Genomic DNA, 26473 nt, shown 5'->3' with positions numbered 1-26473 from the left:
TTGAAACCAATATCTTTGAAAAAATCTCGCTGGATCAACTGGTCAATAATGCAATGTCGGGTGATTTTGAACCAGACGTCGCTAACCAATTGATCCTCCTTTAAAATCTACCGGACAGTAGTGAAATATAGTGGAAACTTCGCCAAAGTGAAGCTGTTTACGATTGATCAGGTCTTTGGTGGTTGGGATAAAGCCCAGAAAGCCTATTTTGCAGATAGTGGCGTGTTCGATCAGATTGTGACCAGGAAGTAAAAATCGAGCGGCTTATCGGTCACAACCGGCACCAGTAGACGTCGGTTTTATCTGAGCAACCGACGGGTTCTATATATCAATAACGTTATAAGCAAAGACGAAAATCGTCTTTTGTTGGCATAAGCATTGGCCTAGACTGCAAGTCCCAACCTTGGAGGCGATCTCATGAAAAAATTACAATTCCGTTCACTGTTTGGTGCAACTGCGAGCGTTCTGCTGTTTGCGGCTGTGCCCGCTGTGTTTGCCCAAACATCCCTCCTGAACGTGTCCTATGATGTGTCTCGGGAGCTTTATAAAGATATCAACCCGGCATTTGTCGCCAGTTGGCAGGCCAAGGGTAACCCGCCGGTCACGGTGAATCAGTCCCATGGTGGTTCGAGTAAGCAGGTTGGTGCTGTGATTGCCGGTCTGGAAGCCGATGTTGTTACCATGAACCAGGTTCCGGATATTCAGAAACTGGTGCAGAGCGGCCTGGTGAAGTCCGATTGGCAGAAGCGTCTGCCGAATGATGCGGCGCCTTATACAACAACATCGGTCTTCCTGGTCCGCAAAGGCAATCCTAAAAACATTAAGGATTGGCCGGATTTGGTGCGTCAGGGCGTAGAAGTCATTGTTCCTAATCCCAAGACGTCCGGTAATGGAGGATATACCTATCTGGCTGCCTGGGGCTTCGCCATCAAGAACTACAAATCAGAAGAGAGCGCCAAGGAATTCGTCAAAGCGCTTTTCAAGAACGTCCCGGTTCTGGATGGTGGTGGTCGTGGTGCCACGACAACTTTTACTCAACGGAACGTGGGCGATGTACTGGTGACCTTTGAAAACGAAGCGATTCTGCTTGATAAGGAAGTCGGTGGCGATCAGTTCGATATTGTTTATCCAAGTATTTCAATCGATGCTCCGGCGCCTGTGACAGTAGTGGATAAGTTAGTCGATAAGAAAGGCACACGCAAAGTAGCCACGGCCTACCTCGAGTATCTGTGGACACCTGAGGGGCAGGAAATTATTGCCAAACATTACCTTCGTCCGCGTAACCCGGCTGTTCTGACAAAGTATGCGAAGACTTTCCCGAAGGTCAATACCTTTACTGTTGAAAAGCTGCTCGGTGGCTGGGAAAAAGTGCAGAAAGAGCAGTTCGCTGATGGCGGCGTCTATGACCAGATCGTGGTGAAACGATGAGCAAACCGTTGTTTAAACAAAGTGTGATCCCGGGGTTCGGTGTCACCCTGGGGTTTACGCTGGCCTATCTGGGGTTGATTGTATTAATTCCCTTATCTGCGGTGATCTGGAAAACAACAGATCTGACATTGCTGCAATTCTGGGAAACAATTAGTGAGCCCCGAGTTGTTGCGTCCCTCAAGTTAAGCTTCGGTGCATCGCTCATAGCAGCGACAGTCAATGCCGTTTTTGGAGCGGTTTTGGCCTGGGCACTGGTGCGTTATCGTTTCCCGGGCAAAAGCATTGTCGACACGTTGGTTGATTTACCATTCGCGTTACCGACGGCTGTCGCAGGTATTGCATTAACCGCTATTTACGCCAAGAACGGTTGGCTGGGTCAGTATCTCGAACCCTTGGGCATCAAGATCGCTTTTACGCCCTTTGGCATTATGGTGGCACTCATTTTTATCGGACTGCCCTTTGTGGTGCGGACTGTTCAGCCGGTTCTGGAAGACCTCGATAAGGAAATCGAAGAAGCAGCGGCCAGCCTGGGGGCTAATCGCGCCCAAACAATTTTTAAAGTGGTGCTGCCGATTATTTTCCCCGCACTGCTGACAGGCTTTGCGCTGGCTTTTGCCCGAGCTGTCGGGGAATACGGTTCGGTGATTTTCATTGCCGGAAACCTGCCGATGGTGTCCGAGATTGCGCCACTGATGATTATCACGAAGCTGGAACAGTATGACTATTCCGGCGCAACTTCGATTGCGGTGGTCATGCTGGTTCTGTCGTTCATCCTGCTTCTGGTCATTAACTCCTTGCAGGCGTGGACGGCCAAACGTACGGGAAGGGAAGTGTAATGGCTGGTGGAATTTCCACGGCGCTGGGCGCCAAATCCATTCGGGGTGGTCAGAAACTCAACGATGCCACTCAGGAGTCCCCCTGGGTCCGTCGTCTGGTGATCGGTACAGGTCTGTTTTACTTTGCCTTGTTTCTGTTGCTACCGTTGGGCTCTGTTTTTGTTGAAGCCTTCCGGAAAGGGTGGGATGCCTACTTGCTGGCATTAACCGATCCGGATGCCTTATCGGCGATTAAGCTGACCTTGATCACTGCGTTGGTCTCCGTGCCACTGAATCTGGTGTTCGGAGTGGCCGCCGCCTGGGCGATCACCAAATTCAATTTCCCTGGTAAGCGCTTCCTGATCACATTGATTGATTTACCGTTTTCGGTCTCCCCCGTGATTGCCGGCCTGATCTTTGTTCTGGTGTTTGGTGCACAGGGATGGTTCGGTTCGTGGTTTATCGATAACGACATCAAGATTATTTTTGCGGTTCCCGGAATCCTGCTGGCCACCATCTTTGTGACCTTTCCATTTGTTGCCCGTGAATTGATTCCCCTCATGGAAGCCCAGGGTAAGGAAGAAGAGGAGGCTGCCATTGTATTGGGCGCCCGTGGCTGGCAGGTCTTTCGTTTCGTCACTTTGCCCAACATTCTATGGGGTGTGATTTACGGGATCGTGCTCTGTAATGCCCGGGCGATGGGTGAGTTTGGCGCGGTATCTGTCGTCTCTGGGCATATCCGAGGGGAAACGAACAGCATGCCTCTCCATGTCGAAATTCTATACAACGAGTACAACTTTGCAGCGGCCTTTGCGGTGGCTTCACTGTTAGCCATTTTGGCACTGCTCACCTTGCTGATTAAAACATTCGTGGAATGGAAGGCAGCAAAGGTCAATTCGGAATTAAAGGAAGATGAATCGTGAGCATTCAGGTCAATAACATCGTTAAAACCTTTGGTGATTTCAAAGCATTGAATAATGTCAGCCTCGAATTCCCGACGGGTAAGCTCGTGGCATTGCTGGGACCGTCCGGCTGCGGTAAGACAACGCTGCTGCGCATTATTGCGGGTCTGGAATCGGCCGATGCAGGACAGGTCATTCTCGAAGGGGAGGATGCCTCGGATCGCCATGTGCGTGAGCGTCAGGTCGGTTTTGTGTTTCAGCACTACGCACTTTTCAAGCATATGACCGTGTTTGAGAATGTGGCATTCGGTTTACGTGTCAAACCGCGTAAAGATCGTCCCAGTGATGCTGCCATTAAAAAGAAAGTGCATGATCTTCTAGAGCTGGTCCAGCTTGATTGGCTGGCAGATCGTTTCCCATCCCAACTCTCGGGTGGACAGCGTCAGCGCATTGCCCTGGCACGCGCCTTGGCGGTTGAGCCCAAGGTCCTGTTGCTGGATGAGCCTTTTGGCGCGCTAGATGCCAAAGTACGTAAAGAATTGCGTCGCTGGCTGCGTCGTCTACACGATGAGATTCATGTGACTTCCATTTTCGTGACGCATGATCAGGAAGAGGCCCTGGAAGTGGCCGATGAAGTGGTTCTGATGAATCAGGGGCATGTGGAACAGGTGGGGACTCCTGATCAGGTTTATGACCAGCCGGCGACACCCTTTGTCTATAGCTTTCTCGGGTCGGTCAATTTGTTTCATGGTCGCGTGGATGGTGATGTGGTGCATGTAGGGCCACATCAGCTTGCCCATGGCGGGGCAGATGTCGCCGATGGGACAAACGTCGTCGCATTTGCACGTCCTCATGAACTGACGATTTCAAAAGATCCCGAGGCTCGTGGCGTCTATGCCGTGATTGAAAGGGTCCTTTCATTCGGGGCGACTTCTCGTATTGAACTGATCGGCTTAGACATCAATGATGAAAAGACCTCCCAAAACTACGAGGTAGAGTTATCTCGAATCGAAGTTGCCGGGTTACATGTAGGTGAGGGTGATCATGTCTACCTGGTACCAAGAAAATTAAGCGTGTTTGAGCATAAAGGCGTTGCGGCATGAACTTCCAACAGCTGCGTATCGTTCGTGAAACGGTTCGGCAGAACTTTAATCTGACCGAGGTTGCCGAGGTGTTGTACACCTCGCAGCCGGGTGTCAGTAAGCATATCAAGGATCTGGAGGACGAACTCGGTGTCGAACTCTTCATACGTAAAGGTAAGCGCTTTATCGGCTTGACTGAACCCGGTAAGGAACTGATCGGTATTGTTGAGCGTCTTCTGCTGGACGCTCAGAATATCAAGCAGTTGGCGGATCAGTTTACGCAACGGGATGAGGGTGAACTGGTCATCGCCACAACGCATACCCAGGCAAGATACGCGTTGCCCAAAGTGGTGAAGGCATTCAAGGACGAATTTCCTAAAGTTCATCTGGTTCTACATCAGGGAAGCCCGGCTGAAATCGCATCGATGCTCAAAAGTGGCGAAGCCGATATCGGTATCGCGACGGAAGCATTGGATAGCGCCGAAGACGTCGTGACTTTTCCCTACTATCAGTGGCATCATGCGGTCATTGTGCCCGAAGGACACCCGCTACAGGCTGCTGATAAACTAAGTTTGAAGCAGATCGCTGGATATCCGGTTATCACGTATCACAAGGGATACACGGGTCGAACCCAGCTTGATAAAACATTCGCTGATGCTGGGGTGGCCCCGGATATTGTGATGTCTGCCCTGGATGCTGACGTAATTAAATCCTATGTCGAGTTGGGCTTGGGCATTGGGATCGTGGCTTCCATGGCCTATTTCGCCGAACGGGACAAGGGTTTACGGATGCCCAAGTCTGAACATCTGTTCCGATTGAATACCACCCTGATCGGCGTTCGAAAAGGCAGCTTCCTGCGGGGATTTGCGTACCGATTTATTGAGCTTTGTTCGGCCGATCTGACAGAGGCTCACGTGAAATCGACGGCTTCTCTGGCAGGCTAGTTTATGCGAAGCATTCCTAGTGGATATGCCGGTTTAAAAACGCGCACCAAGCGAGACGCGTTGCGCATTTCTAAGAATCGTTGTCAGTCGCTGAGTCAGATACTGAAAGGCTTTGTGTCTTTACCTGACGGCTGGTTGCCGCTTTTGGCTTATCGGGCATTTGATCCAGGAGTGAGCCGGGCCATACGGTTGGAAGCACTTAAACCACATATTCCACAACTGCTTGAGGCACATTCCTTACTACAGACCTGTGTGCAGGTCAGCGGTTCAATCCGGTTTTATGGTGACTTGCCGCTAGAACAAGCTATATACAAAGAATACAAGACCGAACTACTTTCTGATCGTCTGTACCGACGATCAAAGCAAATACGTTTGTTGCAAAAGACTCGCTACATCTCAGACGGTTTGAGTCTGTTAGATGAAACAACCGAGTTGCACTACCGTATCAAACCATCGCGGTCATCTTCAAGCCTGGTCGAGCGCAACCATCATGCGGAAATAATTGACATACTGGTAGTAGTTGATGACATGTCGCTAGCAAGCTATGTGGCTCTAGGTGCCACGCATGATGCTGCTAGCGTTGATCCAGTATATGCAAAAGACGTCTTGCAGTGTCCAGGGCTTCTTGTGCCAATCGATCTTGTGTCCATGATTCTTATGTCGGCACTCCATTTGGCGATGCCGGGAGTCTCGATAGGATCCCTTGAGTACCACACTTACGGCCAGCTTTATACAGGTGCCTCATTAAGGATTTGTGCCTCTCAGTTGTCAGATCAACAGGTTCTTATTTGGGCTGAATCGAGTGGTTATCTTATTTTTCGCGGTGTTGTACGTTTGATCTCTGCTTAGCTAGCCCGCTTCAGTAGCTCACTGTCAGCATGCCCACCGTATCAGTTGATTCCATTCACGATCATTATCACGGGAACGATTCAGTACGTCCTTGTATAGCTCCAAGCCTTGTGGCCATGGACCAAACCCGGCCTCGGCTTTAACATGGCCAGTATCTCCTAATGAGATCAATCGTGCTCCCCATTTTTTGGACCACCAGGCAGTCCGCTTGACTGGCATGCAATCATCGTTCGTACTTGCTGCCAGAGCCACCGGGTAACCTAGTTTCTCAATCGGCATCAATTCGAACAGTCCTGTTTGTAGCTCGGATGAATCCTGATTCATAAGCTGTCCAGACAAGCTAAAGCGTGAGGGGTTTGCCGGCGCTACATAGAGTGCGCCTGCGACGCGGTCGGGAACAATAGATGCTGCAACAACACTCGCGAGAACACCAAAACTGTGAGCTACCAGAATGATTCGATCCTCGGAACTTTCGATGGCCTGTTTGACATTCGTGGCCCATTGGCCGATGGCAGGCCGGTGCCAATCTTCCTGGAGGACCCGTGTCGTATTGCCTATGTAGCCTTCCAACCACGTTTGCCAATGATCAGGTCCGCTATTGTGTAAGCCTGGAACAATAAGTGTTTTGTAAGCCATCCCCGCAATCTATTGGAATTATTTTTCGATGTGAACGATTGATTTTTCATTTACATATCAGGATCACGCGTTATTCAGAAATCTTATATGCAACAAAGATCGCGCTGAATAAGTAAACAAAATCTAATTCGTTCACAAGGTGCGTTCGTGTTTTTAGACTGTGAATCCTTGAGTGCTTACATCAAAAAGGAGACAGTCATGGGAGCAGCCGTTGTTCATCACATTGACTTTGCAGGCGGGGCTGATGCGCGTGCGTTAAATCCGGAAGTACTGGTGCTGGATATCATTGCTCGTGCACGAACGGCAGGCCAAGCACTTGCCTTATCGTATGCGGGGCGTGTGACACCGAAAGAAGCTTGGCAGTTGTTTACGGCAGGTGCCGCGCAGATTGTTGATGTCCGCACTCATGAAGAACGCAAATTTGTCGGGCATGTACCGGGTACCCTGCATGTGGCCTGGCAGAACGGAACCTCGCTGAATAAGAACCCAAGATTTGTCAGGGAGGTTGAAGCCAAAGTCCGCAAGGATTCGCTGGTGTTACTGCTTTGTCGAAGTGGTAAGCGCTCTGATGCGGCAGCAATAGCACTGGCTGGAGCCGGATTTGAAGATGTTTACAACATCGCCGACGGTTTTGAAGGTGCGCTCAACGAAAGAACTCAGCGTGGTGCGCTGGGTGGATGGCAATTCTCGAATCTACCGTGGGTTCAGGATTGAGCTGGCATAAAGAAAGGTTTCATCAATGACGACGAGCTTTATAGATGCCCGCCAATGGATTCAGCATAACCATCAATGGGATCTTGACCGCATAGTGAATGAATTGCATTTGGTGCGTTCAGATTACCGGAAGCTGCATGGCCGTTCAAGCGAGCATGGTATTCGTGAGTTGCCGTCTCGTTCCGTATTGCAATGGATCGTAACATCGCTTAGTAGTGTTTTATTTCCCTTGCGACTAGGCCCCGCCGATTTACGCGAGGAAAGCGAGGATTTTTATGTCGGTCATGCACTGGATGCTGCATTAAATGCCTTGGTGACGCAAGTCCGGCTGGAGCTGACGCATCAGGCTCGTCAGAGTGGCGAATCTAGCGCTGATATCGATGCACTTTCCTACGACATTGTTCAGGGATTTGCCGATGAAATTCCAAGACTCCGTCGAGTATTAGACAGTGACATTATTGCAGCCTATCAAGGCGACCCTGCAGCACGAAGTGTCGATGAAGTACTGCTTTGCTATCCGGGCATTGTTGCCATTATTCATCATCGAATCGCCAACCTGCTGTATGTGCTGGGGGCACCTCTATTGGCACGCGTTATAGCTGAGATTGCACATTCAGAAACCGGGATTGATATCCATCCTGGTGCTGCGATAGACGAGAGTTTTTTTATTGATCATGGCAGTGGCGTTGTGATTGGTGAAACGGCTGTGATTGGTAAGCGCGTACGTATCTATCAAAACGTAACGCTTGGTGCCAAACGTTTTCCCAAAAATGCCGATGGCCATCTTGAAAAAGGTCATGCACGACATCCGATCGTTGAAGACGATGTCGTTATTTATGCCGGTGCCACGATCCTTGGCCGAGTGACGATTGGCCAAGGATCCGTGATCGGAGGAAATGTCTGGTTGACGCATAGCGTTGAACCGGGAAGCAACATAGCGCAAGCGCAAATACGTGCGGCGTCTGAATAGATCTCAATTTTTCCACTCAAAGGAGTAAAGCAACATGGCTGTAAATCATGAACCCCAACTGGCATTGAACGATGCCGCTGCCCGGCAGTTAGCCAATGCCACTAAAACACCGGCACAGCTGCCGATTATTACCCCGCGCTGGCTTGTGCATTTTCTGCAATGGTTACCCGTTGAAGCAGGCATCTACCGTCTGAACCAGGTCAAAAACCCGGGTAATGTCAATGTGACTTGCGCCAAGCGTGACGAATCCGAACTGCCACAGACTTTTGTTGATTATCAAGAACAACCACGTGAATATTTCCTGAATGCGGTTACGACCGTTCTGGATGTGCATACGCGTGTTTCGGATCTGTACAGCAGCCCGTTCGATCAGATTAAGGAACAGTTGCGCCTGACCATTGAAACGATCAAGGAACGCCAGGAAAGCGAACTGATCAACAATGCGGATTACGGCCTGCTCTCGAGTGTGGCGGATGAGCAGCGCATTTCCACCCTGACAGGTGCGCCGACACCGGATGATCTGGATGACCTACTGAGCAAGGTCTGGAAAGAACCCGCTTTCTTCCTGGCGCATCCGCTGGCAATTGCCGCTTTTGGTCGCGAATGCACCCGTCGTGGCGTGCCGCCGCCGACCGTCAGCCTGTTCGGTTCACAGTTCCTGACTTGGCGAGGCATTCCGCTGGTACCGTCGGATAAAATTCCGGTCGAGGATGGTAAAACTAAAATCCTGCTGCTGCGCGTTGGTGACAAGCGACAGGGTGTTGTCGGTCTCTATCAACCAGGGGTTGCCGGTGAACAGAGTCCGGGCCTATCGGTGCGTTTCATGGGCATTAGCCGCAATGCGATCGCATCCTACCTGATTTCGCTCTATTGCTCGCTGGCAGTGCATACGCCTGACGCACTGGCTGTTCTGGAAGACGTGGAGGTTGATAAGTACCATGAGTACCCAAACACCTACAAGTGATCCTTTTGCTGCACTGACTGATAGCCTTCCCGGTGTGGCAGGTCTTGTACCGGCGTTGCCCAGTCAGTCGCAGTTCGTGGATATCGCCAAGCTCGGTGATCTGGCGAATGCGTTCTTTCGTAGCCTGCCCGGTGACGATGTACCCGTTCCGCACGATCCGGTGCTTGATCTCGGAACGGGGGGGACGCCTGTGCTAGAGCCGGACCTAAGGATAGCGGCGACCACGCCGCAACCTCAAGGAACTGGGGCACCAGTCTCGGAGGTGCCAACACCGCATGCCACGTCACTTGCCTCCCCACTAGGTTATTCTGCATCGCTACCACAAGTGGGCGGTACAGATCCGAGAAACTCGGTTCCCGGTGCTGCCGTTCCGAGTACGCCGTACTACTTCCTTAGTCATGCGACTGAATTACCGTCGTCGCCTGCCGGTGTGCAACCTGTACCCCTTGAGAATCTGGTAACCCCACAGTCCCAGCATTTCCCGGGACAGGCGGAGGTTAGCGAGCTGCTCAAGGAGATCGCCAGCGGTGGTCGCCAGTCAGGGCAATTACAGCCTACTGTGCCGGGTCAAGGTTTCTACTTTGTCGATCGTTCGGCAGCGCCCGCCGAACTTGCCCCATCAGATAAGCCTGCCTATCAGGAAGTTGCACCTTCCGCGCATCCGCAATTCGACGTGAATGCCGTACGGCGCGACTTCCCGATTCTTCAGGAGCGCGTCAATGGCCATCAACTGGCCTGGTTTGACAATGGGGCAACGACACAAAAGCCCAATCAGGTGATTGACCGGATCTCGCACTTCTATAAACACGAGAATTCGAACATTCATCGGGCGGCGCATGAACTGGCAGCCCGTTCGACCGATGCTTATGAAGGGGCGCGCGACAAAGTTGCCAAGTTTCTCGGTGCGCAATCCAAGGACGAGATTATTTTCGTGCGAGGGGCAACAGAGGGTATTAACCTGATCGCCAATACTTTTGGCAAGCAGTTTATCGGGGAGGGTGATGAAATCGTGGTCTCGCTGCTCGAGCACCATGCCAATATCGTCCCTTGGCAGATGCTGGCACGCTCGGTGGGTGCCAAGATCCGTGTGATTCCAGTGGACGATACCGGTCAGATTATTCTGGACGAATATCAAAAGCTGATCAATGACAGGACGAAGCTGGTAGCGGTGACGCAGGTCTCCAATGCGCTGGGTACTGTAACGCCGATTACCGAAATCATCGAGATCGCGCATCGGCGGGGTGCTAAGGTGTTGGTAGATGGTGCACAATCGGTGGCCCATCTGCGTGCCAATGTTCAGGCGGTTGATGCGGACTTCTTTGTCTTCTCCGGGCATAAGGTATTTGGTCCGACCGGTATTGGTGCGGTTTACGGTAAGCTGGATCTACTGAATCAGTTGCCACCGTGGCAAGGGGGCGGCAACATGATCAGTGATGTCACTTTTGATCGGACGCTGTATCATGATGCACCGACCCGATTCGAAGCTGGGACTGGCTATATTGCGGATGCCGTTGGTCTGGGTGCAGCCCTGGATTATGTTCAGCGACTGGGTATCGAGAATATCGCCAAATACGAACATGATCTTCTAGGTTATGCCACTCAAGAACTCCTGCGGGTGCCTGGATTGAAATTGATCGGCACAGCGAAAGAAAAGGCCAGTGTGCTATCACTGACGCTGGCAGGCTACAGCAATCAGGAAGTAGGCGTTGCATTGAACCGGGAAGGCATCGCGGTACGTACGGGTCATCATTGCGCGCAACCGATTCTGCGCCGATTTGGGTTGGAAAGTACGGTGCGCCCAACCCTGGCCCTATATAACACGTGCGAAGAGGTTGACCGACTCGTTGCGGGTTTAAAGCGGATCGCCCGGGGGCAATCCGAGATAAGGGGGCGTTAATAGATTCTATGGCTAGGGAGCGGCAATTGCCACTCCCTTAGAGTTTATATTTGGCGGCTGATCCATTAGACTAATACCCGATAAATAATGTGCAACGAACATGCGTATTTGAGGTGTTTTATGACCGATGATCAAATTCGAGATGCCATCCGGAACGGCCGTCCCTTTTTTGCCGTCAATTCAAAGCATGAAATGATGGCAAGGTACATGTACTTTGCGCCGGTTTTTAAATGGGAAAAGAATCAGATGATTCCGACACCGCTCCAGGGTGAAGATCTGATCTGGTGGATGCAGGCCAGAGACGATTCTCAGGATCCCGGCTGATATTCGTTTGTTATTTGATAGTGCGCGGTCGTTATAGGGAGTGTGATATATAGAAGGCTCTGAGAATGACTTTCCGGGCTGCCATGACTGACCGTCAATCTAACAATCAAGGTTTTTCCACCCGGGCAATTCACCATGCCTACGATCCCTATGCGGGTCAGGGTTCACTGAATCCGCCGCTGTATTTAAGTTCGACCTATACCTTTCCGACGATCGCCGATGGCGCAGCCCGCTTTGCGGGCGAGCAGGCAGGCTATGTGTACTCTCGGGTCGGTAACCCGACAACCGCACTGCTGGAAGAGCGCATCGCTAATCTGGAAGGCGGTGAAGCGGCACTGGTGACAGCATCAGGGCAGGGGGCAACGACCTCGTTACTGTGGACCTTGTTGCAAGCGGGCGATGAGGTGATTGCCGATCAGACGCTGTATGGCTGTACGTATGCGTTTTTTCACAAAGGTCTGGAAAAGTACGGTGTCCGTATTCGTCATGTTGATTTGTCTGACCCGGATAATCTTGAACGTGCGTTGACGCCTGCGACGCGAGTCGTGTTTCTTGAATCGCCGGCGAACCCGAATATGCGTCTCGTGGATATCGCGGCGATAGCGGCGATTGCCCGACAGAACAAGATCTGGAGCGTAATCGATAACACCTATTGCACGCCTTATCTGCAGCGTCCCCTGGAGTTAGGTGCCGACTTTGTGATTCATTCGGCAACCAAGTATCTGGGTGGGCACGGCGATCTGCTGGCGGGTGCGATTGTCGGGCCTAAGGCCATGCTTGATGAGGTCCGCGCTGTGGGAATCAAGGATCTGACCGGGGCTGTGCTGTCGTCTCAGGATGCCTTTCTGGTGCTGCGCGGGCTCAAGACGCTGGCGTTGCGCATGGAACGTCATTCCGCATCGGCCCAACGGTTGGCAGAATATCTGGAGTCGCACCCGAAGGTCGCCATTGTGCGCTATCCGGGATTGAAATCTTTTGCGCAGTTTGATCTGGCTCAGCGCCAGATGCGTCTGCCTGGTGGCATGATGGCCTTTGAACTGAAAGCGGGCATCGAGGCGGGTATTCGCTTCATGGATCAGCTGCAGCTCTTTACCCGGGCGGTCAGCCTGGGAGACGCGGAGAGCCTAGCGCAGCATCCGGCCAGTATGACGCATGCGGTGTATACCCCGGAAGAAAGGGCGGAACATCAGATCAGCGATGGTTTGATCCGGTTGTCCGTCGGTCTGGAGGATGTCGAGGATCTGCTCGCTGATCTGGATCAGGCGTTGCAGTAGACCTGATCCATGATGCGCCTTGCTGCTTAAAGTGCGTTGACAGGGATCTTCAAATAAACCGTTCCATTATCTTCTGGAGGGGGGAAGTTGCCAGCACGGATATTGACCTGGACGGCCGGTAGAATCAGGACTGGCATCGCTAGGCCGGCATCGCGTGCTGTGCGCATCGCCACATAGGCGTCTTCATCGATGCCGTCGTGGACGTGAATGTTTTTGGCTCGCTCTTCGGCGACCGTGGTTTCAAAACACACATCGCGACCCGCTGGCGGGTAGTCGTGGCACATGAACAGCCGCGTATCGTCAGGCATGCTTAGGAGTTTTTTGATGGAACGGTAGAGCTGACGGGCGTCGCCACCGGGAAAATCGCAACGTGCCGTGCCCACATCCGGCATGGCAATGGTGTCACCCACGAAGACGGCATCGCCAATCTTGTAAGCGGTACAGGCGGGGGTATGTCCTGGTAGGAAAACCACTTCACCGGTCAGATCGCCAATACGGAAGGTCTCGCCATCGGTAAACAGCGTATCGAACTGGCTGCCATCGACCGCAAAGGCTGACTCCAGATTGAACACCTCTTTGAAAACCAACTGTACGGTGCGGATATGCTCACCAATGGCGATTTGGCCGCCCAGTTTCTGCTGTAGGTATGGCGCTGCGGTCAGATGGTCGGCATGGGCATGGGTCTCAAGAATCCAGGCGACTTGCAGTTGTTGCGTCTGAACGAAATCAACGATCTCATCAGCCGAACGTGTCGACGTACGGCCAGATTTTGGATCATAGTCGAGTACCGAATCGATAATCGCGCATACTGATCCCGGTTTCTCGTACACTACATAACTGACGGTCCAGGTATCTTTGTCAAAAAATGCTTTCATGGTGGGGTGCGTGGCGGGCATGGATATTCTCGGGTTCTATAAGATATATTTAGTGTATATGATATGGGATGGGTTGTCAGGTTCGGCAGGGTCGTGCGTCGCTGATCTGATTCTATAGTGAGCATAGTGCATTAAAGGCGATATAACGTGGACGTCATGCAGTGGATTCCGGTGGTGCTCGGGTTGGCCGTAGGCTTTCTGCTGGCGCTGACCGGGGCGGGTGGGGCAATTCTGTCGGTACCGTTACTGGTATTCGGGGTGGGGCTGACGCTGGCAGAGGCCGGCCCGGTGGCGCTACTGGCGGTGTGTTTGTCGGCCGCTGTCGGTGCCGGACTCGGACTGAAGGCGGGGGTTTTGCGCTATAAGGCGGCCATCGTGATGTCGGCTATCGGCCTGTTGCTCTCGCCCCTGGGGATCTGGCTGGCGACACAGATTCCGAATAGGCCGCTATCAGCCGTCTTTGCCCTGGTGCTGTTTTATGTGGCGGTCACGCTATTTCTCAAGGCACAGCGGGAATTGGCAGGAACGGCCACCGATGACGCCGAAGGACCCCCTTGCATGCTGCATGAAACCCGGGGAAAACTGATCTGGACACTCCCCTGTTTCCGCGCCATGCTCATGGCCGGTGGTCTTGCCGGTTTTCTCTCCGGTTTACTGGGCGTCGGCGGTGGCTTTGTTATTGTGCCGGCCCTGAAACGCGTGACCAATTTGCCGACCAAAGCGATTGTTGCGACCTCCCTGGGGGTGATCACCCTGGTATCACTGGGCGGCGTGGTGACTGCCACGATGGTGGGCCGCATGGATTGGGGGGTCGGCATGCCCTTTGCGCTGGGCGCACTGGCGGGCATGCTGTTGGGTCGTCAGGTGGCGCATCATCTGAGTGGACCCCGTTTGCAGCAGTCTTTTGCGGTGTTTGCCGGATTCGTGGCCGCGGTGATGCTGGTCAAAGCCTTGATCGTTTAAGTGAGTACCAGGACGGCACACAGTGTCAGACCGAATAGCAGCGTACTGCTGATGGTCAGCGGAATTAGGCGATTGAGGGTGGCTCGATCCGTTGGCGCTGCCCGCAGTTGTTGAAAGGTATAGGCCGCAGGTAATGCAATCAGCCATAAGATGAGCGCGGTCCCCGGCAAATAGCCGGTGATGATACCGATGCTGATCGATAGTGCTGCCAGCAAATAAAGCAGGGCACTGCCCAAAGCGGCAAAGCCCGGACCGAATCTGACAATGAGCGTACGCTTTCCGGCAATGGCATCGGCCGCGCGGTCCGGGATCTGATTGATAAAGAGGACATTGGCCACCAGCAGAGCGTAAGAGGTCCCGGCAATGAGCGGGGCGAGTGCGAGCGTGCCACGCTGGACGTAATCACTGCCCATCACGACCATCAGCCAGGCCGTCGTGATCGTGACTTCGCCCAGTCCGCGACTTTGCAGTTGGAGTGGGCGGGCGGAGTAGGCCCAAGCCGCCAGTAGTCCGATCAGTCCGATCAACCATAAGCCCGGACCACTCACCAAGACCAGAGCGATGCCGGCAGGGATCACGGTCGCCAACAGGGCATAGCCGAGCCAGGCAGTCTGTTTTTCAGAGAGCTGGCCGTCCTGAATGAAACGACTACCGCCCGTGAAGGGCGCGATCCGCTCGGTATTAGCCGCATCGCAGCCACTCAGCGCATCATAGTAGTCGTTGATCACATTGGCACCGGCATGAGCCAATAGGGCAAAGAGCAGGGTGGCGGCGGCCAGCAGGGATGATCGGAAAGCCCCGTCAGTGGCTGCTGTACAGAACCCCAGTAGGACACCCACCAGTGTGACGGAAAGAAAGGCAGGGCGGGTCGCCGCTACTAGCGTGGCGATTGACATAGACTAACAGGGGATTAATTAAAGACGGCGGGGGTCCGGCGGACTGCCGACCGTTGTTTTGTGGACAAAAATCGCGCGGGAAATCTCTGTCACCCAGACGATGCCATCTCCCAGCTGGCCGGTTTGAGCCACTTCGGTGATGCACTCCACGATGCGGTCTGCAATCTCATCCGGACAGACGATTTCGATGCGGACCTTCCGGGTGAAGTCGGTCAGCTCATCCTTGATCGATACCGGCGGACCATGACGCGAAGGTGCAGAGCAACCTTCTGCCTGGGAAATGGTCATGCCCGGGAAGTCCGGCATGCTGAGCAGGGATTTTCTCAGCTGCGGCAACTTGTTCGGACGAATGATGGCTTTGATTTCTTTCATGGCGCGGCAATTAGATCGGATCAGGCTTCAACGGATTTTTCTTCGAAGTAAGGATACAGCACTGGCAGAACCAAAAGGGTAAGCGCTGTCGAAGAAAGGAGTCCGGAAATCACCACTACGGCAAGTGGGCGTGTGACTTCGGAGCCCGGACCGCTGGAAAACAACATGGGGATTAGCGCCAGTAGGGCCACACTGGCGGTCATCATCACCGGCCGGAAGCGATGCTCGCAGCCTTCGAAGACAGCCTCGCGTGTCGACCAGCCTTCATCGCGCAGTTGCCGAATAAAGGACACCAGTACCACGCCGTTAAGGACCGCAATCCCCCAAAGATTGATGAAGCCGACTGCGGCTGGCACGGAAAGATACTCCCCCGACAGCAGGAGCCCGAAAATACCGCCGATGGAAGCAAAGGGCAGGACCAGAATGATCAGTGACGCCATGCGTAGCGAATTGAACAGAATAAAGAGCAGGAAGAATATGGCAGCGATGGTAATCGGAATAATGATCATCAACCGTGCCATAGCGCGCTGCATGTTCTCGAATTGGCCGCCCCAATCTAATGTGTAACCCTGAGGAATGGCTACCTGTTGTTCGATTCGTTTCTGGGCTTCGCTGACAAAGCCACCGAGGTCGCGATCCTGCACGTTCACGCCGACGACGAGACGGCGTTTACCGGCTTCTCGAGAAATCTGCGAGGGGCCATCGACCAGTTCAACTTTGGCGATATCCTTGAGCGGAATGAGTGCACCGCCGGGCGCTTTGAGGATGATGTTCTCAAAAGCCTCGGGTGTTTCGCGGTAAACCTTGGGATAGCGCAAGACCAGTGGGAAGCGACGCTCGCCCTCGTAAATCTGAGTGGCTTCACGGCCCCCGTTGGCGATTTCAATCACGTTGTTCACGTCTTCTACATTCAGTCCGTAGCGGGCGATGGCGTCACGATCAATATTCAATGTCAGATAGTTCTGGCCTGTGACCTGTTCGATGCGTAAGTCGGTGGCACCATCCATGGTGGCTAGCACCCGACCGATCTGGCTACCCAGTTTGCGTAGTTCCTGGATGTCATCCCCAAAAATCTTGACAGCCACTTGCGAGCGGACGCCGGACACCATTTCATCAACGCGGGCAGCGATCGGTTGAGATATCGCCGTCTCCACACCCGGCAGTGCTTTCAATGCATCCCGGACTTTGTCTTCAATCTCGGTTTGCGATAGTTTGCGTTGGCCGGTCGGTTTGAGCGACACAATCGGATCGGACTCATTCGGTTGGCCCGGATCGGCCGGGGACTCACCGCGACCAAGCCGTGACACAGCGGACTTAACGCCAGGGATATTGGCGATCCGTTTCATGGCTTCGAATTCCATTTTGACGGATTCGTCGAGGGAGATATTAGCGGAACGAACGATCACCGGTGTAATCGCCCCTTCTTTCATGATCGGAATAAACGATTTGCCGAGGAAGGGGAATACCAGAAAGCTCAGCAGTAGGGTGACACCAGCATAGAAGATGACCCGTTGCGGGTTCGCGATCGACCAGCGTAATGCTTTCAGATAAGGCGCTTTGATCTTTGCTACAAACGGTGTGTCATGGTCGGCGCCGCCCTTGAGAATGTAGGAACACAACACCGGCGAAAGTGTGAAGGACAGAATTAGCGATAGCGCCAGCGCAATGGCAATGGTAATCGCCAGGGGGGCAAACATCTTGCCTTCCATGCCTTCCAGGGATAGGAGGGGCATGAATACCAGAATGATGATGCCGACGCCAAACAGTACAGGTTTGCCGACTTCCGTTGCTGCATCGAGAACGATACGGAGACGCGAGACGCCTTCATCGGCGCGCTGGCCAAGGCGGGCAAAGGTGTTTTCAACGACGACCACGGAACCATCGACCATGATCCCGATGGCGATGGCCAGACCACCGAGCGACATCAGGTTGGCAGACAGGCCGTAATGGTTCATGACCATAAAGGTCAACAATGGTGTCAGTAGCAACGTCGCCGTGACAATAATCGAGGAGCGGGCGTCTCCCAGATATACATAAAGCACAATGATGACCAGCAGTACGCCTTCGAGCAGCACCTTGGCTACATTGGAGAGCGCCGCATCAACTAGATCAGTCCGATCATAGAACGGCACAATCTGCAGGCCTTCCGGGAGCAGGTGGCGCTTGTTGATCTCACTGACTTTGGCCTTGATGGCGCCTACGACCCGGCGGGCATTCTCTCCGCGTTGCATCTGGATAATGCCGGCCACGGACTCGGTAACACCGTCCTTGACCACGGCACCCTGACGGGTTTCCGTGCCCATACGAACCGAGGCCACATTGCGTACGAAGACCGGGGTACCGTTCACTTCTTTCAGCACGATATTGCCGATATCATCGAGATCGCGGATCAGGCCAACGCCGCGGATCAGATAGCGTTCTTCATAGACCGGCATCTGGCCGCCACCGGTGTTGGCATTGTTACGCGCCAGGGCGCTGTAGACGTCCTGCACCGTGAGGTTGTAATGATGCAGGCGCTCCGGATTTGCCGAGACCTGGTATTCGCGGGCATAGCCGCCCATGGTGTTGATTTCTGCCACGCCCGGCACGCTGCGCAGCATGGGTCGCACAATCCAGTCCTGCACGATGCGGCGCTCGGTCAGTTCTTCCACAGAGAGGGCGCGTTTGCCATCCGCAGGATGTTCGATGGTGTACTGGTAGACCTCACCCAGCCCCGTGGATACCGGTCCTAGAACTGGCGTTACACCGGTTGGCATACGTCCCATCACTTCAATCAGTCGCTCCAGTACCATCTGGCGGGCGAAGTAGATGTCAGTGCTGTCGGTAAATACCAGGGTGATGATGGCGATGCCATTCCGGTTCAGCGATCGCATATCGGTCAGGCCGGGCAGGCCGGTCATGGCGATCTCGATTGGCACCGTAACAAAGCGTTCGACTTCCTCCGGGGATTTGCCCGGTACTTCGGCAGCAATCTGAACCTGAACGTTGGTGACATCGGGGAACGCATCGACCGACAGGCGGTTGATGGCGAAGAGGCCGGCGAGAAAGAGGGCAACAGCGAGGACCACCACGACAACGCGTTGAGCCAGTGCTGCACGGACGATAGGCTGGATCATGGGATGATTCGGTGATCGATCATTAGCCGCCCGAGAGCCGTTTTTTACGCTCGGTGTTCAGATGGTAGGCCTGTTGTGTGACGATCAGCGTCCCTGGTTCAAGACCGGAGACCACCGGCCGGACACCATTGGTTTCTGGCCCGAGTTTGACCACCGTCAGCTTGTAGTGGTTGTCACCCAGTGCAATGAAGACATGGTCGTAACCATCTTCACGCACCACGGCGGTGGCGGGTACTACGGGCCGATCCGTCGGCTTGCCCGAAATCAGCAGCGTGGCCAGCATGCCCGGTTTGATCATGCGGTTGGTGTTTTGCAGCACCGTTCGAGCCGGGATGGTGCGAGTTTCGTTACTGACCAGTTCACCGACGTACACGAGTTTGCCTTCAAATTTCTCGTGCGCCAGGGCCGGGATTTCGATGCGCATGGGCTGGTCAATGGCCAGTAGCGAGGCTTCCTGTTCCGGCACCTGGGCTGTGACCCAGACTTCTGAAAGGTCGGCAACCGTGAATAAGGCATCGGCGGGTTGAACCACCTGACCCAGAACGATCTTTCGTTCGACGACTGTACCTTCCAGACTGGAGGTGACGGGCGCGATGGAGTTCACATTGCCGGTCTTGCCCAAGACATCAATCTGTTCCGGCAGCATGCCTAGCACCCGCAGCTGATCTGCCATGGCACGACGTTCGGCCGCCGAAGTTTCTGCTTCGCTCTGACGGCGCTGCAGATCGGCCTTGGCGATCACATCTTCCTTGTACAGGATTTTTGCTCTGTCATAGGCGCGTGCGGCCAGTTCATTGGTGGCACGGGCTTTCAGGTAGGCCAGCTGAGTCTGGCCGAGCTCGGTGGAGTTAATGCGGGCCAATACGGTGCCGCGGTCGATTTCCTGGCCGGGCATGGCGAGGATTTCTGTGACGCGACCCGTCACCGTGGCGCCGATCCGCGCAACGCGTTGTTCGTCAAAATCAACCTTGCCGCTCACCCGCAGGGTTTCTGAAAAGGGCATTACTTCGACTGGTTTGACGTCGACTACCCAAGTTGGGCTATCCGGATCTGTCAGATCTGCGCTCAGATCGATAATGTCCGGGTCGTGCACGACGGCATCATCTTGTGTCTTGTGACGGTCCGGCATCATTACGGTAAGGGCGATCAGGCCAGCCACGCACCAGAACAGAATCTGGTGACGACGTGTTGCAGGTAAAGCCCGCCAGTGGGCAACCTGTTGCGGTGCGATGCGTTCCGCTAGATTTAGTATCGGGTGCCATAACCAATCGCGGGTACGAATCCAGCATGCAGTCAAGACTGGCAGTATCAGCGGCTTGAGATTATTCCAGAGGGGATCGATCCACTTGGCCTTTTGTGGTGCCAACACTCTAGCGAGATGCGTTTTTTCCTGACGATAGGTTCTGCGGATTCGGCGAAGAAGCGGTTCGGATACCACCAGCAATCGTTCAACGATGGCCAGAACGCGATGCCTGAGCCGCATAAAAAACTGCTGCCATTTTTCAGGAGAAGGTGAAGGTGTCATGCGTGTGAGCCACTCAGAAATCGGGGAGTTGGTTTGATCCCTTGTTCGGGCTTTGTGTGGATTGCTCCGGGGGAAGATGAGAGATGGAGCGTAGGCGGTCTATTTCTACCGATACCGTAGCGAGGTCAAAGCGGGCAGCAATTAGTTCATTTCGTGCAGCCCGATAGGTGCGCTGCGCATCCAGCCATTCCAGGATGCCCCGTTCGCCGTAACGATAGGCTGACTCCGCAATACGTTGTGCGGCGGCGGCTTGCGAGAGGAGTTCGGTTTCCAGGACGCGTACCTGGTTGCTGGCGATCTGGTAAAGCTGGTAAGTGGCTTCGAGGGCTTCGGAAAAGCTTAGGCGCTGGGCGTTGAGTTGATGGCGTGAGCTCGACAGTTCTGCCTTGGCTTTCGAGATTTGTCCGCTGCGCCAATCCCAGAGTGGAATTGTCATCACCAGGCCGCCGCGGGCATATTGCTGTGTGGGATCAACTTCTCGCTCGGCAATCAACGCGATTTTGGGCAGGCGCATTGATTTTTCCATGCTCAGCCGATGCTCGGCCGCCCGTTGTTCGGCTTCTGTTTTCATCAGCACCGGGTTACGTGCCAGCAATTCGGCCTTGAGGGCTTCTTTGGGCGGTAGTTTGATGGATGTGGGCAGGTTGCCCTGAACGTTCCAGCCTTCCGGCAGCGGGTGACCAACCGCCAGGCGTAAATTGGCCCGCGCCTGTTCGACGCGCAGCCGTGCCGCATCGTTATTCTTTCGGGCGTTGAGCATTTCCGTTTCTGCCCGGATCAGATCGAACTTCGGTGATTCACCGACCTGGTGGCGCAAGGCAATGCGGTCGCGAATCTGCTGGGTCAGCGCTAGATCTTCGTCGGAAGCCGCGGTTTCCGCCATACGGCGTAGCAGCTCATAATAAGCCAGCTTAATACGCGCGACCGTATCGTCTTCAAAGCTCTGCCGGTTGGCATCGGTGGCTTTGACGATTTCATCCGCCGCATCAATGCGGGCGCTGCGCACCATCGGAATTTCGATGGGCTGTGCCATCGTGATGTTGTAGACTTGGCCGGAGATCGGTGTGAGTGTATTCCGTTCCTTGCTGCGTCCTAACTGCCCACCAATATCCGGGTTCGGGTAGGCGCGGGCAATGGTGGCATCTCCTCTGGCGGCAGCGACCTGGTCACGGGAGGCCAGGACATAAGCGTTTTCATTCAGGCCGATGCCGATCAGCTGATCCAGGCTCAGTGCCGGACCGGCTTGTACAGGTTGGCTGATGCCGAAAACCACAGCGCAACCAACCAGCAGGCGTTGGCAGACGGTGATGGCACGGTCACTCAGATCGCGCAAATCAAGGGGTACAAAGTGCAAAGAAGCGGACATGGTTATAGCTTAAAGCCTGGACCTTAAGCGCACATTAAACACCCTCAAGTCATGCAATCTTCGTGCCTGATTAGATTGATGGGTCGTTCTGTGCTAACGATTCGTTACGGGATGCGATGACCTTGTCGATACGTTTGCCGTCCATATCAACGACTTCAAAGCGCCAGCAGTCCCAATCGACGATTTCGCCAGCACTGGGAATACGGCCCATCAACAGCATCAGCATGCCGGAGAGGGTGTTATAGCGTCCCTTGTCTTCTTCCGGCAGCACTTTGAGCTTCAGGCAGTCTTTGAGCTCCGGTACCGGAATGATGCCGTCCAAAAGCCAGGAACCATCCTGACGGGGAATGGCCCAGGCGTCTTCGTGATCATCCGGCTTGAATTCGCCGGCAATGGCTTCGATCAGATCCTGTAGTGTGATAATGCCCTGAATCTCGCCATATTCGTCGATGACGAAAGCCATCTGTACGCCGGATGACTTGAAATGCTCCAGCAATTCCATTCCGGTCAGCGATTCCGGTACAAACACCGCCGGTTGCAGATCGCTGCGGAAATCCGGGTTTTCACCCCGCAGTGTCTGTGCCAGTAACACTTTGGCATTAATAATGCCCAGCACCTCATCGAACCCGGTTTTACACACGGGGAAACGTGAGTGTTCGGATGCCTGAATGCGTTGCAGGTTTTCGTTCAATGGTGCATCCAGGTCCAGATAGATGATGTCGCTTTTGGGAACCATCAGCGAGGTGATCTGGCGATCATCCAGACGGAACACGTTGCGCACCATCTGGTGTTCGCTGTGTTCAATGATGCCGGCATCAGAACCTTCTTCAAGCAATGCGTGGATTTCTTCTTCCGTGACCATCTGGTTCACGTTATTGCGGACGCCCAGGAGTCGGAGCAGGATCTGTGTCGAGCCAGACAGCAACCGGACCAGGGGGCGGGCGATTCGGGCTAGCGTCAGCATCGGACGTGCGACAAGGCGGGCGATGGGTTCCGGTTTGGACTGGCCGATACGCTTGGGCACCAGTTCACCGAGCACAATGCTGGCGTAGGTAATGATGAAGACGATCAGAGTCGATGCGAGCCAGCCAGATGTGGTGTCGCTGACACCGATTTGTTCTAGCCAGACAGCAACGGGGGCGGACAGGGCCGATTCGGCAACTACCCCGTTCAGAATACCAATCGTGGTGATCCCCACCTGAACTGTGGAGAGAAAACGGTTTGGGTCTTCTCCCAGTTCCAGCGCCGCAGCCGCCTGTCGGTCGCCCGACTCCACCATTTTCTGCAACTTGCTGCGCTTTGCTGTTAGTAATGCCACTTCTGCCATGGCAAAAATCGCGTTGACAGCAATGAGTGCCACGAGTATGGCAACGTCCATGGAATATCCCGGGAGTTTATAAGCCTCTATTGTACTTCAGCGGGCTCGGTGGATTGTTACAACGATTTCTTGTGAACCGGCCTTGCCTCGTGCAAGGCCGCCTGATGAAACTGTTGACGGATCTGTTCGAGATCAACGCTTGGTTCGGGAATACGAGGCGCCATGGCTTCCAGAGTTTCGAGGACGATATTTGCAACAGCGTAATTTCGGTACCACTTGTAGTCCGAAGGAATGACATACCAGGGGGCACTTTCGGTCGAAGTCTGTTTCAGCGCAAGACGGTAGGCTTCGTGGTATGCGTCCCAGTACTGACGTTCCGTATAGTCAGCCGTGCTGATCTTCCAGTTTTTTGCCGGGTCTTCGAGGCGGGCAGCAAAACGGGCCAATTGTTCTTCCTGACTGATGTGCAGGAAAAGTTTGATGACGCGGGTGTTGTTCTGTGTGGCCAGTAACGACTCGAACTGGTTGATCTGCTCGTAGCGCAGCACCAGTTGCTGCTTCGGACAGAGCTGATGCACACGAGCCACCAGAACATCTTCGTAGTGCGAACGGTTGAAGATAGCAACTTCCCCACGGCCGGGCACGTGGGGATGAATCCGCCACAGAAAATCGTGCCGGGCTTCGAAGGGCGTTGGTTGTTTGAAGCCGGTGACCGTACAGCCCTGTGGGTTCATCATGCCCAGCACATGTCTGATCGTACCATCCTTGCCGGCGGCATCCAGACCTTGCAACACAATCAGCAGGCCTTGCCGGCCTTCGGCGTACAGGCGGTATTGCAGCGCGCGGATTCTTTTTGCGATCGATTCGGTGGCTTTGATAGCCGCCTTTTCCGTGATATCGCCCGGGGTTTGACGGGCGTACTCGCTATCAATGCGCGCGGTTTTGCCGTTGACCTGTAGGGTTTTAGCCAGTGACATCCGATAGATGGCTGATCAGGCAACCAGCGCTGGGTTGAGTGTGTAGGTGCCGGTCAGAGATGCCTGACCCAGTACATGGCCCCGCATGGCGGCCAGCGCTTCAGCGCCGGTGAACTTGCCCTCAAGGTTGAGCCTGGTCACATCCAGTGCGTATACGGTAAAGACATAGTGGTGCAAACGCATGTCGTTCCACGGCGGGCAGGGGCCATCATAGCCATAATAATCGCCACGCATATCGGCATCGCCGGCAAACCAGGCCGTGTAGTCGTTAATCCCCTGACGACCACCAAGTGGGGCACCGGGGCCGGCTTTGCCACAAGGCGTGACTTCGCAAGAGAACTGACCGGCATTCAGTTGTCGTGTAGTAGCGGGTAGATCGACCAGCACCCAGTGATAAAAATCGACGCGAGGTAGATTGGCGTCAACCTGTTTGCCTTCGATATTGACATCGTCTCCCACCGAAGGGACATCCGGATCCACGCAGATGACTGCAAACGACTGTGTGCCGACAGGAGGATCAGACCAGCTCAATTCCGGACTCTGGTTGCTGCCCAGACAAACATGGGATTTCTCATGGGGAATACAGAAGGCGAATCGACCGTCGATCGGTTGATTCGCAACAAGGCTCTGGCTACTCAGTTTCATGGCGGTCTCCTGCGTTTGTCATCTGACTGATTGTGCGCCGGGTTCAGCTTTTACGGAAGTCCCCTGGACGGAAACCCAGCAAAAAGAGGGTGCCACCATACGCAATACTCGCCGCAGCAATCAGGCCGCCCAGCCAGAGTACCCGGTCGGCCAGCGGTGACTGCAGCCAGAAAGCATCTGTCTGGTACCCTGTTATCAGGACAGCAGCCATCGCCATTAGTGCAATACCCAGCTTGGCTAGAAATACCGGCCAGCCGGGTAAGGGCTCGTAGATCGCGGCTTTGCGCAGCCCCTGATACAGCAATCCGGCATTAAGGCAGGCAGCCAGCCCAATCGATAGTGCTAGCCCGGCTTGTTTCATCGGCCCGATAAAGACCAGGTTCATCAGCTGAGTGGCAATCAGTGCGGTAATCGCAATTTTGACCGGCGTCTTAAGGTTCTGGCGGGCGTAAAAGCCGGGTGCCAGCACTTTAACCAGGATCAGCCCGCTCAAACCGATGCTGTAAGCAATCAGGGCGTGGCTGGTTTCGCCCACGTCACGAGCCGTGAAGGCGCCGTGCATAAAGAGGGTGGAGATCAGCGGCACCGCCAGAATGGCCAGGCCGAGGGCGGCGGGAAGCGTGAGCAGAAAACAGAGGCGCAAACCCCAGTCCAGCAAATTGGAGTAGGCGGCGGTGTCGCCGCCATGATGATGACGGGTCAGGCTCGGCAGGATCACCGTACCGATGGCCACACCAAGCATCCCGGCCGGAAACTCCATGAGGCGATCCGCGTAATACAACCAGGAAATGCTGCCGCTTTCGAGGAAGGAGGCAAACACGGTGTTCAGCAGCAGGCTGATCTGGCTGACCGACACCCCGAGCAGCGCAGGCACCATGAGCAGACCGATGCGCTTGACGCCAGGGTCTTGCCAGCAGGCTTTGAGATTCAGACTAAAGCGGGGCAGGCAATCAATCTTGTGCAGGGCGTAAAACTGGAGGCCGAGCTGGAGAATGCCACCGATGATCACCCCCCAGGCCAGCGCCTTGACCGGTGGATCAAACCATCCCTGCGCCAGGGCAGCCATCAGAATCAGACTGACATTGAGCAGTACCGGGGTGAAGGCCGGCACAGAAAATTTGCTCCAGGTATTCAGAATTCCAGCCGCGAAGGCCACCATCGACATGAAGAAAATATACAGAAAGGTAATGCGTGTCAGCGTGACGGCCAGGTCGAATTTGGCGGTATCTTCCAGAAAGCCGGGTGCCGAAATGGTGACGATGGCGGGCGCCCACCAGATGCCGAGTAGGGCAACGAGGAGCACGGTCGCGCCCAGAACGCTGCCGGTGCGGTCAATCAGGCGCCGGGTTTCTTCGGCGCCCCGTTGTTTATGATATTCCCCAAGGAGCGGCACAAAAGCCTGCGAAAAAGCCCCCTCGGCAAACATTCGGCGCAGCAGATTGGGGAGCTTGAAAGCGACAAAGAAGGCATCGGTTGCGGCATCCGCGCCGAAACTGCGGGCAATCACGAAATCCCGGACAAAGCCCAGAATGCGCGAAAGAAAGGTAAAACCACTGACGGTGGCCACGGAACGAAGAAGGCTCATGCCTAAATTGTACGATGGTTGCACTTGTTTGAGGTT

Annotated in this window: 24 protein-coding genes; 13 read left to right on the top strand and 11 right to left on the bottom strand. The window is 54.3% G+C overall.

Features of this window, described 5'->3' with window-relative positions; genetic code table 11:
* Positions 1-417 precede the first annotated feature (417 nt).
* Genes AC3GOJ_RS07360 through AC3GOJ_RS07335 form a run of 6 tightly spaced genes read left to right on the top strand, consistent with a single transcriptional unit; the run spans position 418 to position 6020 of the window.
* Positions 418-1428, top strand: a complete 1011-nt coding sequence (locus AC3GOJ_RS07360; protein WP_488236818.1) for a sulfate ABC transporter substrate-binding protein — start codon at positions 418-420, stop codon at positions 1426-1428.
* Positions 1425-2264 (top strand): sulfate ABC transporter permease subunit CysT, encoded by an 840-nt coding sequence (gene cysT / locus AC3GOJ_RS07355; protein ID WP_488236817.1) that lies wholly within the window; start codon positions 1425-1427, stop codon positions 2262-2264. The genes AC3GOJ_RS07360 and cysT overlap by 4 nt, the downstream gene beginning before the upstream one ends.
* Positions 2264-3166, top strand: a complete 903-nt coding sequence (gene cysW, locus AC3GOJ_RS07350) for a sulfate ABC transporter permease subunit CysW (protein ID WP_488236816.1) — start codon at positions 2264-2266, stop codon at positions 3164-3166. Before cysT ends, cysW begins: the two co-directional genes overlap by 1 nt.
* The gene (locus AC3GOJ_RS07345) at positions 3163-4248 is read left to right on the top strand and encodes a sulfate/molybdate ABC transporter ATP-binding protein (protein WP_488236815.1); all 1086 of its coding nucleotides are present in this window, start codon (positions 3163-3165) and stop codon (positions 4246-4248) included. Before cysW ends, AC3GOJ_RS07345 begins: the two co-directional genes overlap by 4 nt.
* Positions 4245-5171 carry a CysB family HTH-type transcriptional regulator gene (locus AC3GOJ_RS07340; protein WP_488236814.1) on the top strand — a complete coding sequence of 309 codons (927 nt, stop codon included), beginning with the start codon at positions 4245-4247 and terminating at the stop codon, positions 5169-5171. Before AC3GOJ_RS07345 ends, AC3GOJ_RS07340 begins: the two co-directional genes overlap by 4 nt.
* Before the next feature lie 3 nt (positions 5172-5174).
* Positions 5175-6020: a hypothetical protein gene (locus AC3GOJ_RS07335; protein ID WP_488236813.1), complete on the top strand. Its 846-nt coding sequence runs from the start codon at positions 5175-5177 to the stop codon at positions 6018-6020.
* Between the two features lie 24 nt (positions 6021-6044).
* On the opposite strand, the gene AC3GOJ_RS07330 is transcribed toward AC3GOJ_RS07335, so the two are convergent.
* Positions 6045-6656 carry an RBBP9/YdeN family alpha/beta hydrolase gene (locus tag AC3GOJ_RS07330; RefSeq protein ID WP_488236812.1) on the bottom strand — a complete coding sequence of 204 codons (612 nt, stop codon included), beginning with the start codon at positions 6654-6656 and terminating at the stop codon, positions 6045-6047.
* Positions 6657-6854: 198 nt separating this feature from the next.
* On the opposite strand from AC3GOJ_RS07330, the gene AC3GOJ_RS07325 reads away from it, so the two are divergent.
* From AC3GOJ_RS07325 to AC3GOJ_RS07300, 6 genes are all read left to right on the top strand, one after another.
* Complete coding sequence (locus AC3GOJ_RS07325; RefSeq protein ID WP_488236811.1) at positions 6855-7370, top strand: rhodanese-like domain-containing protein; 516 nt, start codon at positions 6855-6857, stop codon at positions 7368-7370.
* 25 nt (positions 7371-7395) lie between these two features.
* Entirely contained in the window at positions 7396-8340 is a 945-nt protein-coding gene (gene epsC, locus AC3GOJ_RS07320) for a serine O-acetyltransferase EpsC (protein ID WP_488236810.1), read from the top strand.
* A 34-nt stretch (positions 8341-8374) separates the two neighbouring features.
* On the top strand, positions 8375-9304 hold the full coding sequence (locus AC3GOJ_RS07315; protein ID WP_488236809.1) for a family 2A encapsulin nanocompartment shell protein: 930 nt from the start codon (positions 8375-8377) through the stop codon (positions 9302-9304).
* Complete coding sequence (locus tag AC3GOJ_RS07310; RefSeq protein ID WP_488236808.1) at positions 9279-11201, top strand: family 2A encapsulin nanocompartment cargo protein cysteine desulfurase; 1923 nt, start codon at positions 9279-9281, stop codon at positions 11199-11201. The genes AC3GOJ_RS07315 and AC3GOJ_RS07310 overlap by 26 nt, the downstream gene beginning before the upstream one ends.
* Positions 11202-11321: 120 nt before the next feature.
* Positions 11322-11525 carry a hypothetical protein gene (locus AC3GOJ_RS07305; RefSeq protein ID WP_488236807.1) on the top strand — a complete coding sequence of 68 codons (204 nt, stop codon included), beginning with the start codon at positions 11322-11324 and terminating at the stop codon, positions 11523-11525.
* A gap of 83 nt (positions 11526-11608) precedes the next feature.
* A complete protein-coding gene (locus AC3GOJ_RS07300; protein ID WP_488236806.1) occupies positions 11609-12799 on the top strand; it encodes a methionine gamma-lyase in 1191 nt (396 codons plus the stop codon).
* A gap of 26 nt (positions 12800-12825) precedes the next feature.
* On the opposite strand, the gene AC3GOJ_RS07295 is transcribed toward AC3GOJ_RS07300, so the two are convergent.
* On the bottom strand, positions 12826-13695 hold the full coding sequence (locus AC3GOJ_RS07295; protein ID WP_488236805.1) for an MBL fold metallo-hydrolase: 870 nt from the start codon (positions 13693-13695) through the stop codon (positions 12826-12828).
* A 135-nt stretch (positions 13696-13830) separates the two neighbouring features.
* On the opposite strand from AC3GOJ_RS07295, the gene AC3GOJ_RS07290 reads away from it, so the two are divergent.
* On the top strand, positions 13831-14637 hold the full coding sequence (locus tag AC3GOJ_RS07290; RefSeq protein ID WP_488236821.1) for a sulfite exporter TauE/SafE family protein: 807 nt from the start codon (positions 13831-13833) through the stop codon (positions 14635-14637).
* Here the strand turns inward: AC3GOJ_RS07290 and AC3GOJ_RS07285 are convergent.
* The 9 genes from AC3GOJ_RS07285 to murJ form a co-directional block, all read right to left on the bottom strand.
* Entirely contained in the window at positions 14634-15533 is a 900-nt protein-coding gene (locus tag AC3GOJ_RS07285) for a UbiA family prenyltransferase (protein ID WP_488236804.1), read from the bottom strand. The two genes, AC3GOJ_RS07290 and AC3GOJ_RS07285, sit on opposite strands and share 4 nt — an antisense overlap.
* A gap of 18 nt (positions 15534-15551) precedes the next feature.
* Positions 15552-15905 (bottom strand): P-II family nitrogen regulator, encoded by a 354-nt coding sequence (locus AC3GOJ_RS07280; RefSeq protein WP_488236803.1) that lies wholly within the window; start codon positions 15903-15905, stop codon positions 15552-15554.
* A 20-nt stretch (positions 15906-15925) separates the two neighbouring features.
* The gene (locus tag AC3GOJ_RS07275; RefSeq protein ID WP_488236802.1) at positions 15926-19021 is read right to left on the bottom strand and encodes an efflux RND transporter permease subunit; all 3096 of its coding nucleotides are present in this window, start codon (positions 19019-19021) and stop codon (positions 15926-15928) included.
* Between the two features lie 22 nt (positions 19022-19043).
* Positions 19044-20504 carry an efflux RND transporter periplasmic adaptor subunit gene (locus AC3GOJ_RS07270; protein WP_488236801.1) on the bottom strand — a complete coding sequence of 487 codons (1461 nt, stop codon included), beginning with the start codon at positions 20502-20504 and terminating at the stop codon, positions 19044-19046.
* A 55-nt stretch (positions 20505-20559) separates the two neighbouring features.
* The gene (locus AC3GOJ_RS07265; RefSeq protein WP_488236800.1) at positions 20560-21912 is read right to left on the bottom strand and encodes a TolC family protein; all 1353 of its coding nucleotides are present in this window, start codon (positions 21910-21912) and stop codon (positions 20560-20562) included.
* A 70-nt stretch (positions 21913-21982) separates the two neighbouring features.
* Positions 21983-23290 carry a hemolysin family protein gene (locus AC3GOJ_RS07260; protein ID WP_488236799.1) on the bottom strand — a complete coding sequence of 436 codons (1308 nt, stop codon included), beginning with the start codon at positions 23288-23290 and terminating at the stop codon, positions 21983-21985.
* Between the two features lie 56 nt (positions 23291-23346).
* Positions 23347-24207 (bottom strand): PPK2 family polyphosphate kinase, encoded by an 861-nt coding sequence (locus AC3GOJ_RS07255; protein ID WP_488236798.1) that lies wholly within the window; start codon positions 24205-24207, stop codon positions 23347-23349.
* 15 nt (positions 24208-24222) lie between these two features.
* Positions 24223-24852 (bottom strand): YbhB/YbcL family Raf kinase inhibitor-like protein, encoded by a 630-nt coding sequence (locus tag AC3GOJ_RS07250; protein WP_488236797.1) that lies wholly within the window; start codon positions 24850-24852, stop codon positions 24223-24225.
* A gap of 43 nt (positions 24853-24895) precedes the next feature.
* The gene (gene murJ, locus AC3GOJ_RS07245) at positions 24896-26437 is read right to left on the bottom strand and encodes a murein biosynthesis integral membrane protein MurJ (RefSeq protein WP_488236796.1); all 1542 of its coding nucleotides are present in this window, start codon (positions 26435-26437) and stop codon (positions 24896-24898) included.
* Positions 26438-26473: the final 36 nt, after the last annotated feature.

The organism is Fluviibacter sp., from assembly GCF_057744235.1.
Note: the sequence above shows the minus strand (reverse complement) of the source record. Positions and strands in the feature narration are given on the sequence as shown.

Coding starts and splice junctions, on each gene's coding strand:
- AC3GOJ_RS07340 (WP_488236814.1), top strand. CDS start 4,245: ATGAACTTCCAACAGCTGCGTATCGTTCGTGAAACGGTTCGGCAGAAC.
- AC3GOJ_RS07270 (WP_488236801.1), bottom strand. CDS start 20,504: ATGCGGCTCAGGCATCGCGTTCTGGCCATCGTTGAACGATTGCTGGTG.
- AC3GOJ_RS07260 (WP_488236799.1), bottom strand. CDS start 23,290: ATGGACGTTGCCATACTCGTGGCACTCATTGCTGTCAACGCGATTTTT.
- AC3GOJ_RS07325 (WP_488236811.1), top strand. CDS start 6,855: ATGGGAGCAGCCGTTGTTCATCACATTGACTTTGCAGGCGGGGCTGAT.
- AC3GOJ_RS07290 (WP_488236821.1), top strand. CDS start 13,831: ATGCAGTGGATTCCGGTGGTGCTCGGGTTGGCCGTAGGCTTTCTGCTG.
- AC3GOJ_RS07255 (WP_488236798.1), bottom strand. CDS start 24,207: ATGTCACTGGCTAAAACCCTACAGGTCAACGGCAAAACCGCGCGCATT.
- epsC (WP_488236810.1), top strand. CDS start 7,396: ATGACGACGAGCTTTATAGATGCCCGCCAATGGATTCAGCATAACCAT.
- cysT (WP_488236817.1), top strand. CDS start 1,425: ATGAGCAAACCGTTGTTTAAACAAAGTGTGATCCCGGGGTTCGGTGTC.
- AC3GOJ_RS07275 (WP_488236802.1), bottom strand. CDS start 19,021: ATGATCCAGCCTATCGTCCGTGCAGCACTGGCTCAACGCGTTGTCGTG.
- AC3GOJ_RS07300 (WP_488236806.1), top strand. CDS start 11,609: ATGACTGACCGTCAATCTAACAATCAAGGTTTTTCCACCCGGGCAATT.
- AC3GOJ_RS07305 (WP_488236807.1), top strand. CDS start 11,322: ATGACCGATGATCAAATTCGAGATGCCATCCGGAACGGCCGTCCCTTT.
- AC3GOJ_RS07295 (WP_488236805.1), bottom strand. CDS start 13,695: ATGCCCGCCACGCACCCCACCATGAAAGCATTTTTTGACAAAGATACC.
- cysW (WP_488236816.1), top strand. CDS start 2,264: ATGGCTGGTGGAATTTCCACGGCGCTGGGCGCCAAATCCATTCGGGGT.
- AC3GOJ_RS07330 (WP_488236812.1), bottom strand. CDS start 6,656: ATGGCTTACAAAACACTTATTGTTCCAGGCTTACACAATAGCGGACCT.
- AC3GOJ_RS07360 (WP_488236818.1), top strand. CDS start 418: ATGAAAAAATTACAATTCCGTTCACTGTTTGGTGCAACTGCGAGCGTT.
- AC3GOJ_RS07315 (WP_488236809.1), top strand. CDS start 8,375: ATGGCTGTAAATCATGAACCCCAACTGGCATTGAACGATGCCGCTGCC.
- AC3GOJ_RS07280 (WP_488236803.1), bottom strand. CDS start 15,905: ATGAAAGAAATCAAAGCCATCATTCGTCCGAACAAGTTGCCGCAGCTG.
- murJ (WP_488236796.1), bottom strand. CDS start 26,437: ATGAGCCTTCTTCGTTCCGTGGCCACCGTCAGTGGTTTTACCTTTCTT.
- AC3GOJ_RS07335 (WP_488236813.1), top strand. CDS start 5,175: ATGCGAAGCATTCCTAGTGGATATGCCGGTTTAAAAACGCGCACCAAG.
- AC3GOJ_RS07310 (WP_488236808.1), top strand. CDS start 9,279: ATGAGTACCCAAACACCTACAAGTGATCCTTTTGCTGCACTGACTGAT.
- AC3GOJ_RS07250 (WP_488236797.1), bottom strand. CDS start 24,852: ATGAAACTGAGTAGCCAGAGCCTTGTTGCGAATCAACCGATCGACGGT.
- AC3GOJ_RS07285 (WP_488236804.1), bottom strand. CDS start 15,533: ATGTCAATCGCCACGCTAGTAGCGGCGACCCGCCCTGCCTTTCTTTCC.
- AC3GOJ_RS07265 (WP_488236800.1), bottom strand. CDS start 21,912: ATGTCCGCTTCTTTGCACTTTGTACCCCTTGATTTGCGCGATCTGAGT.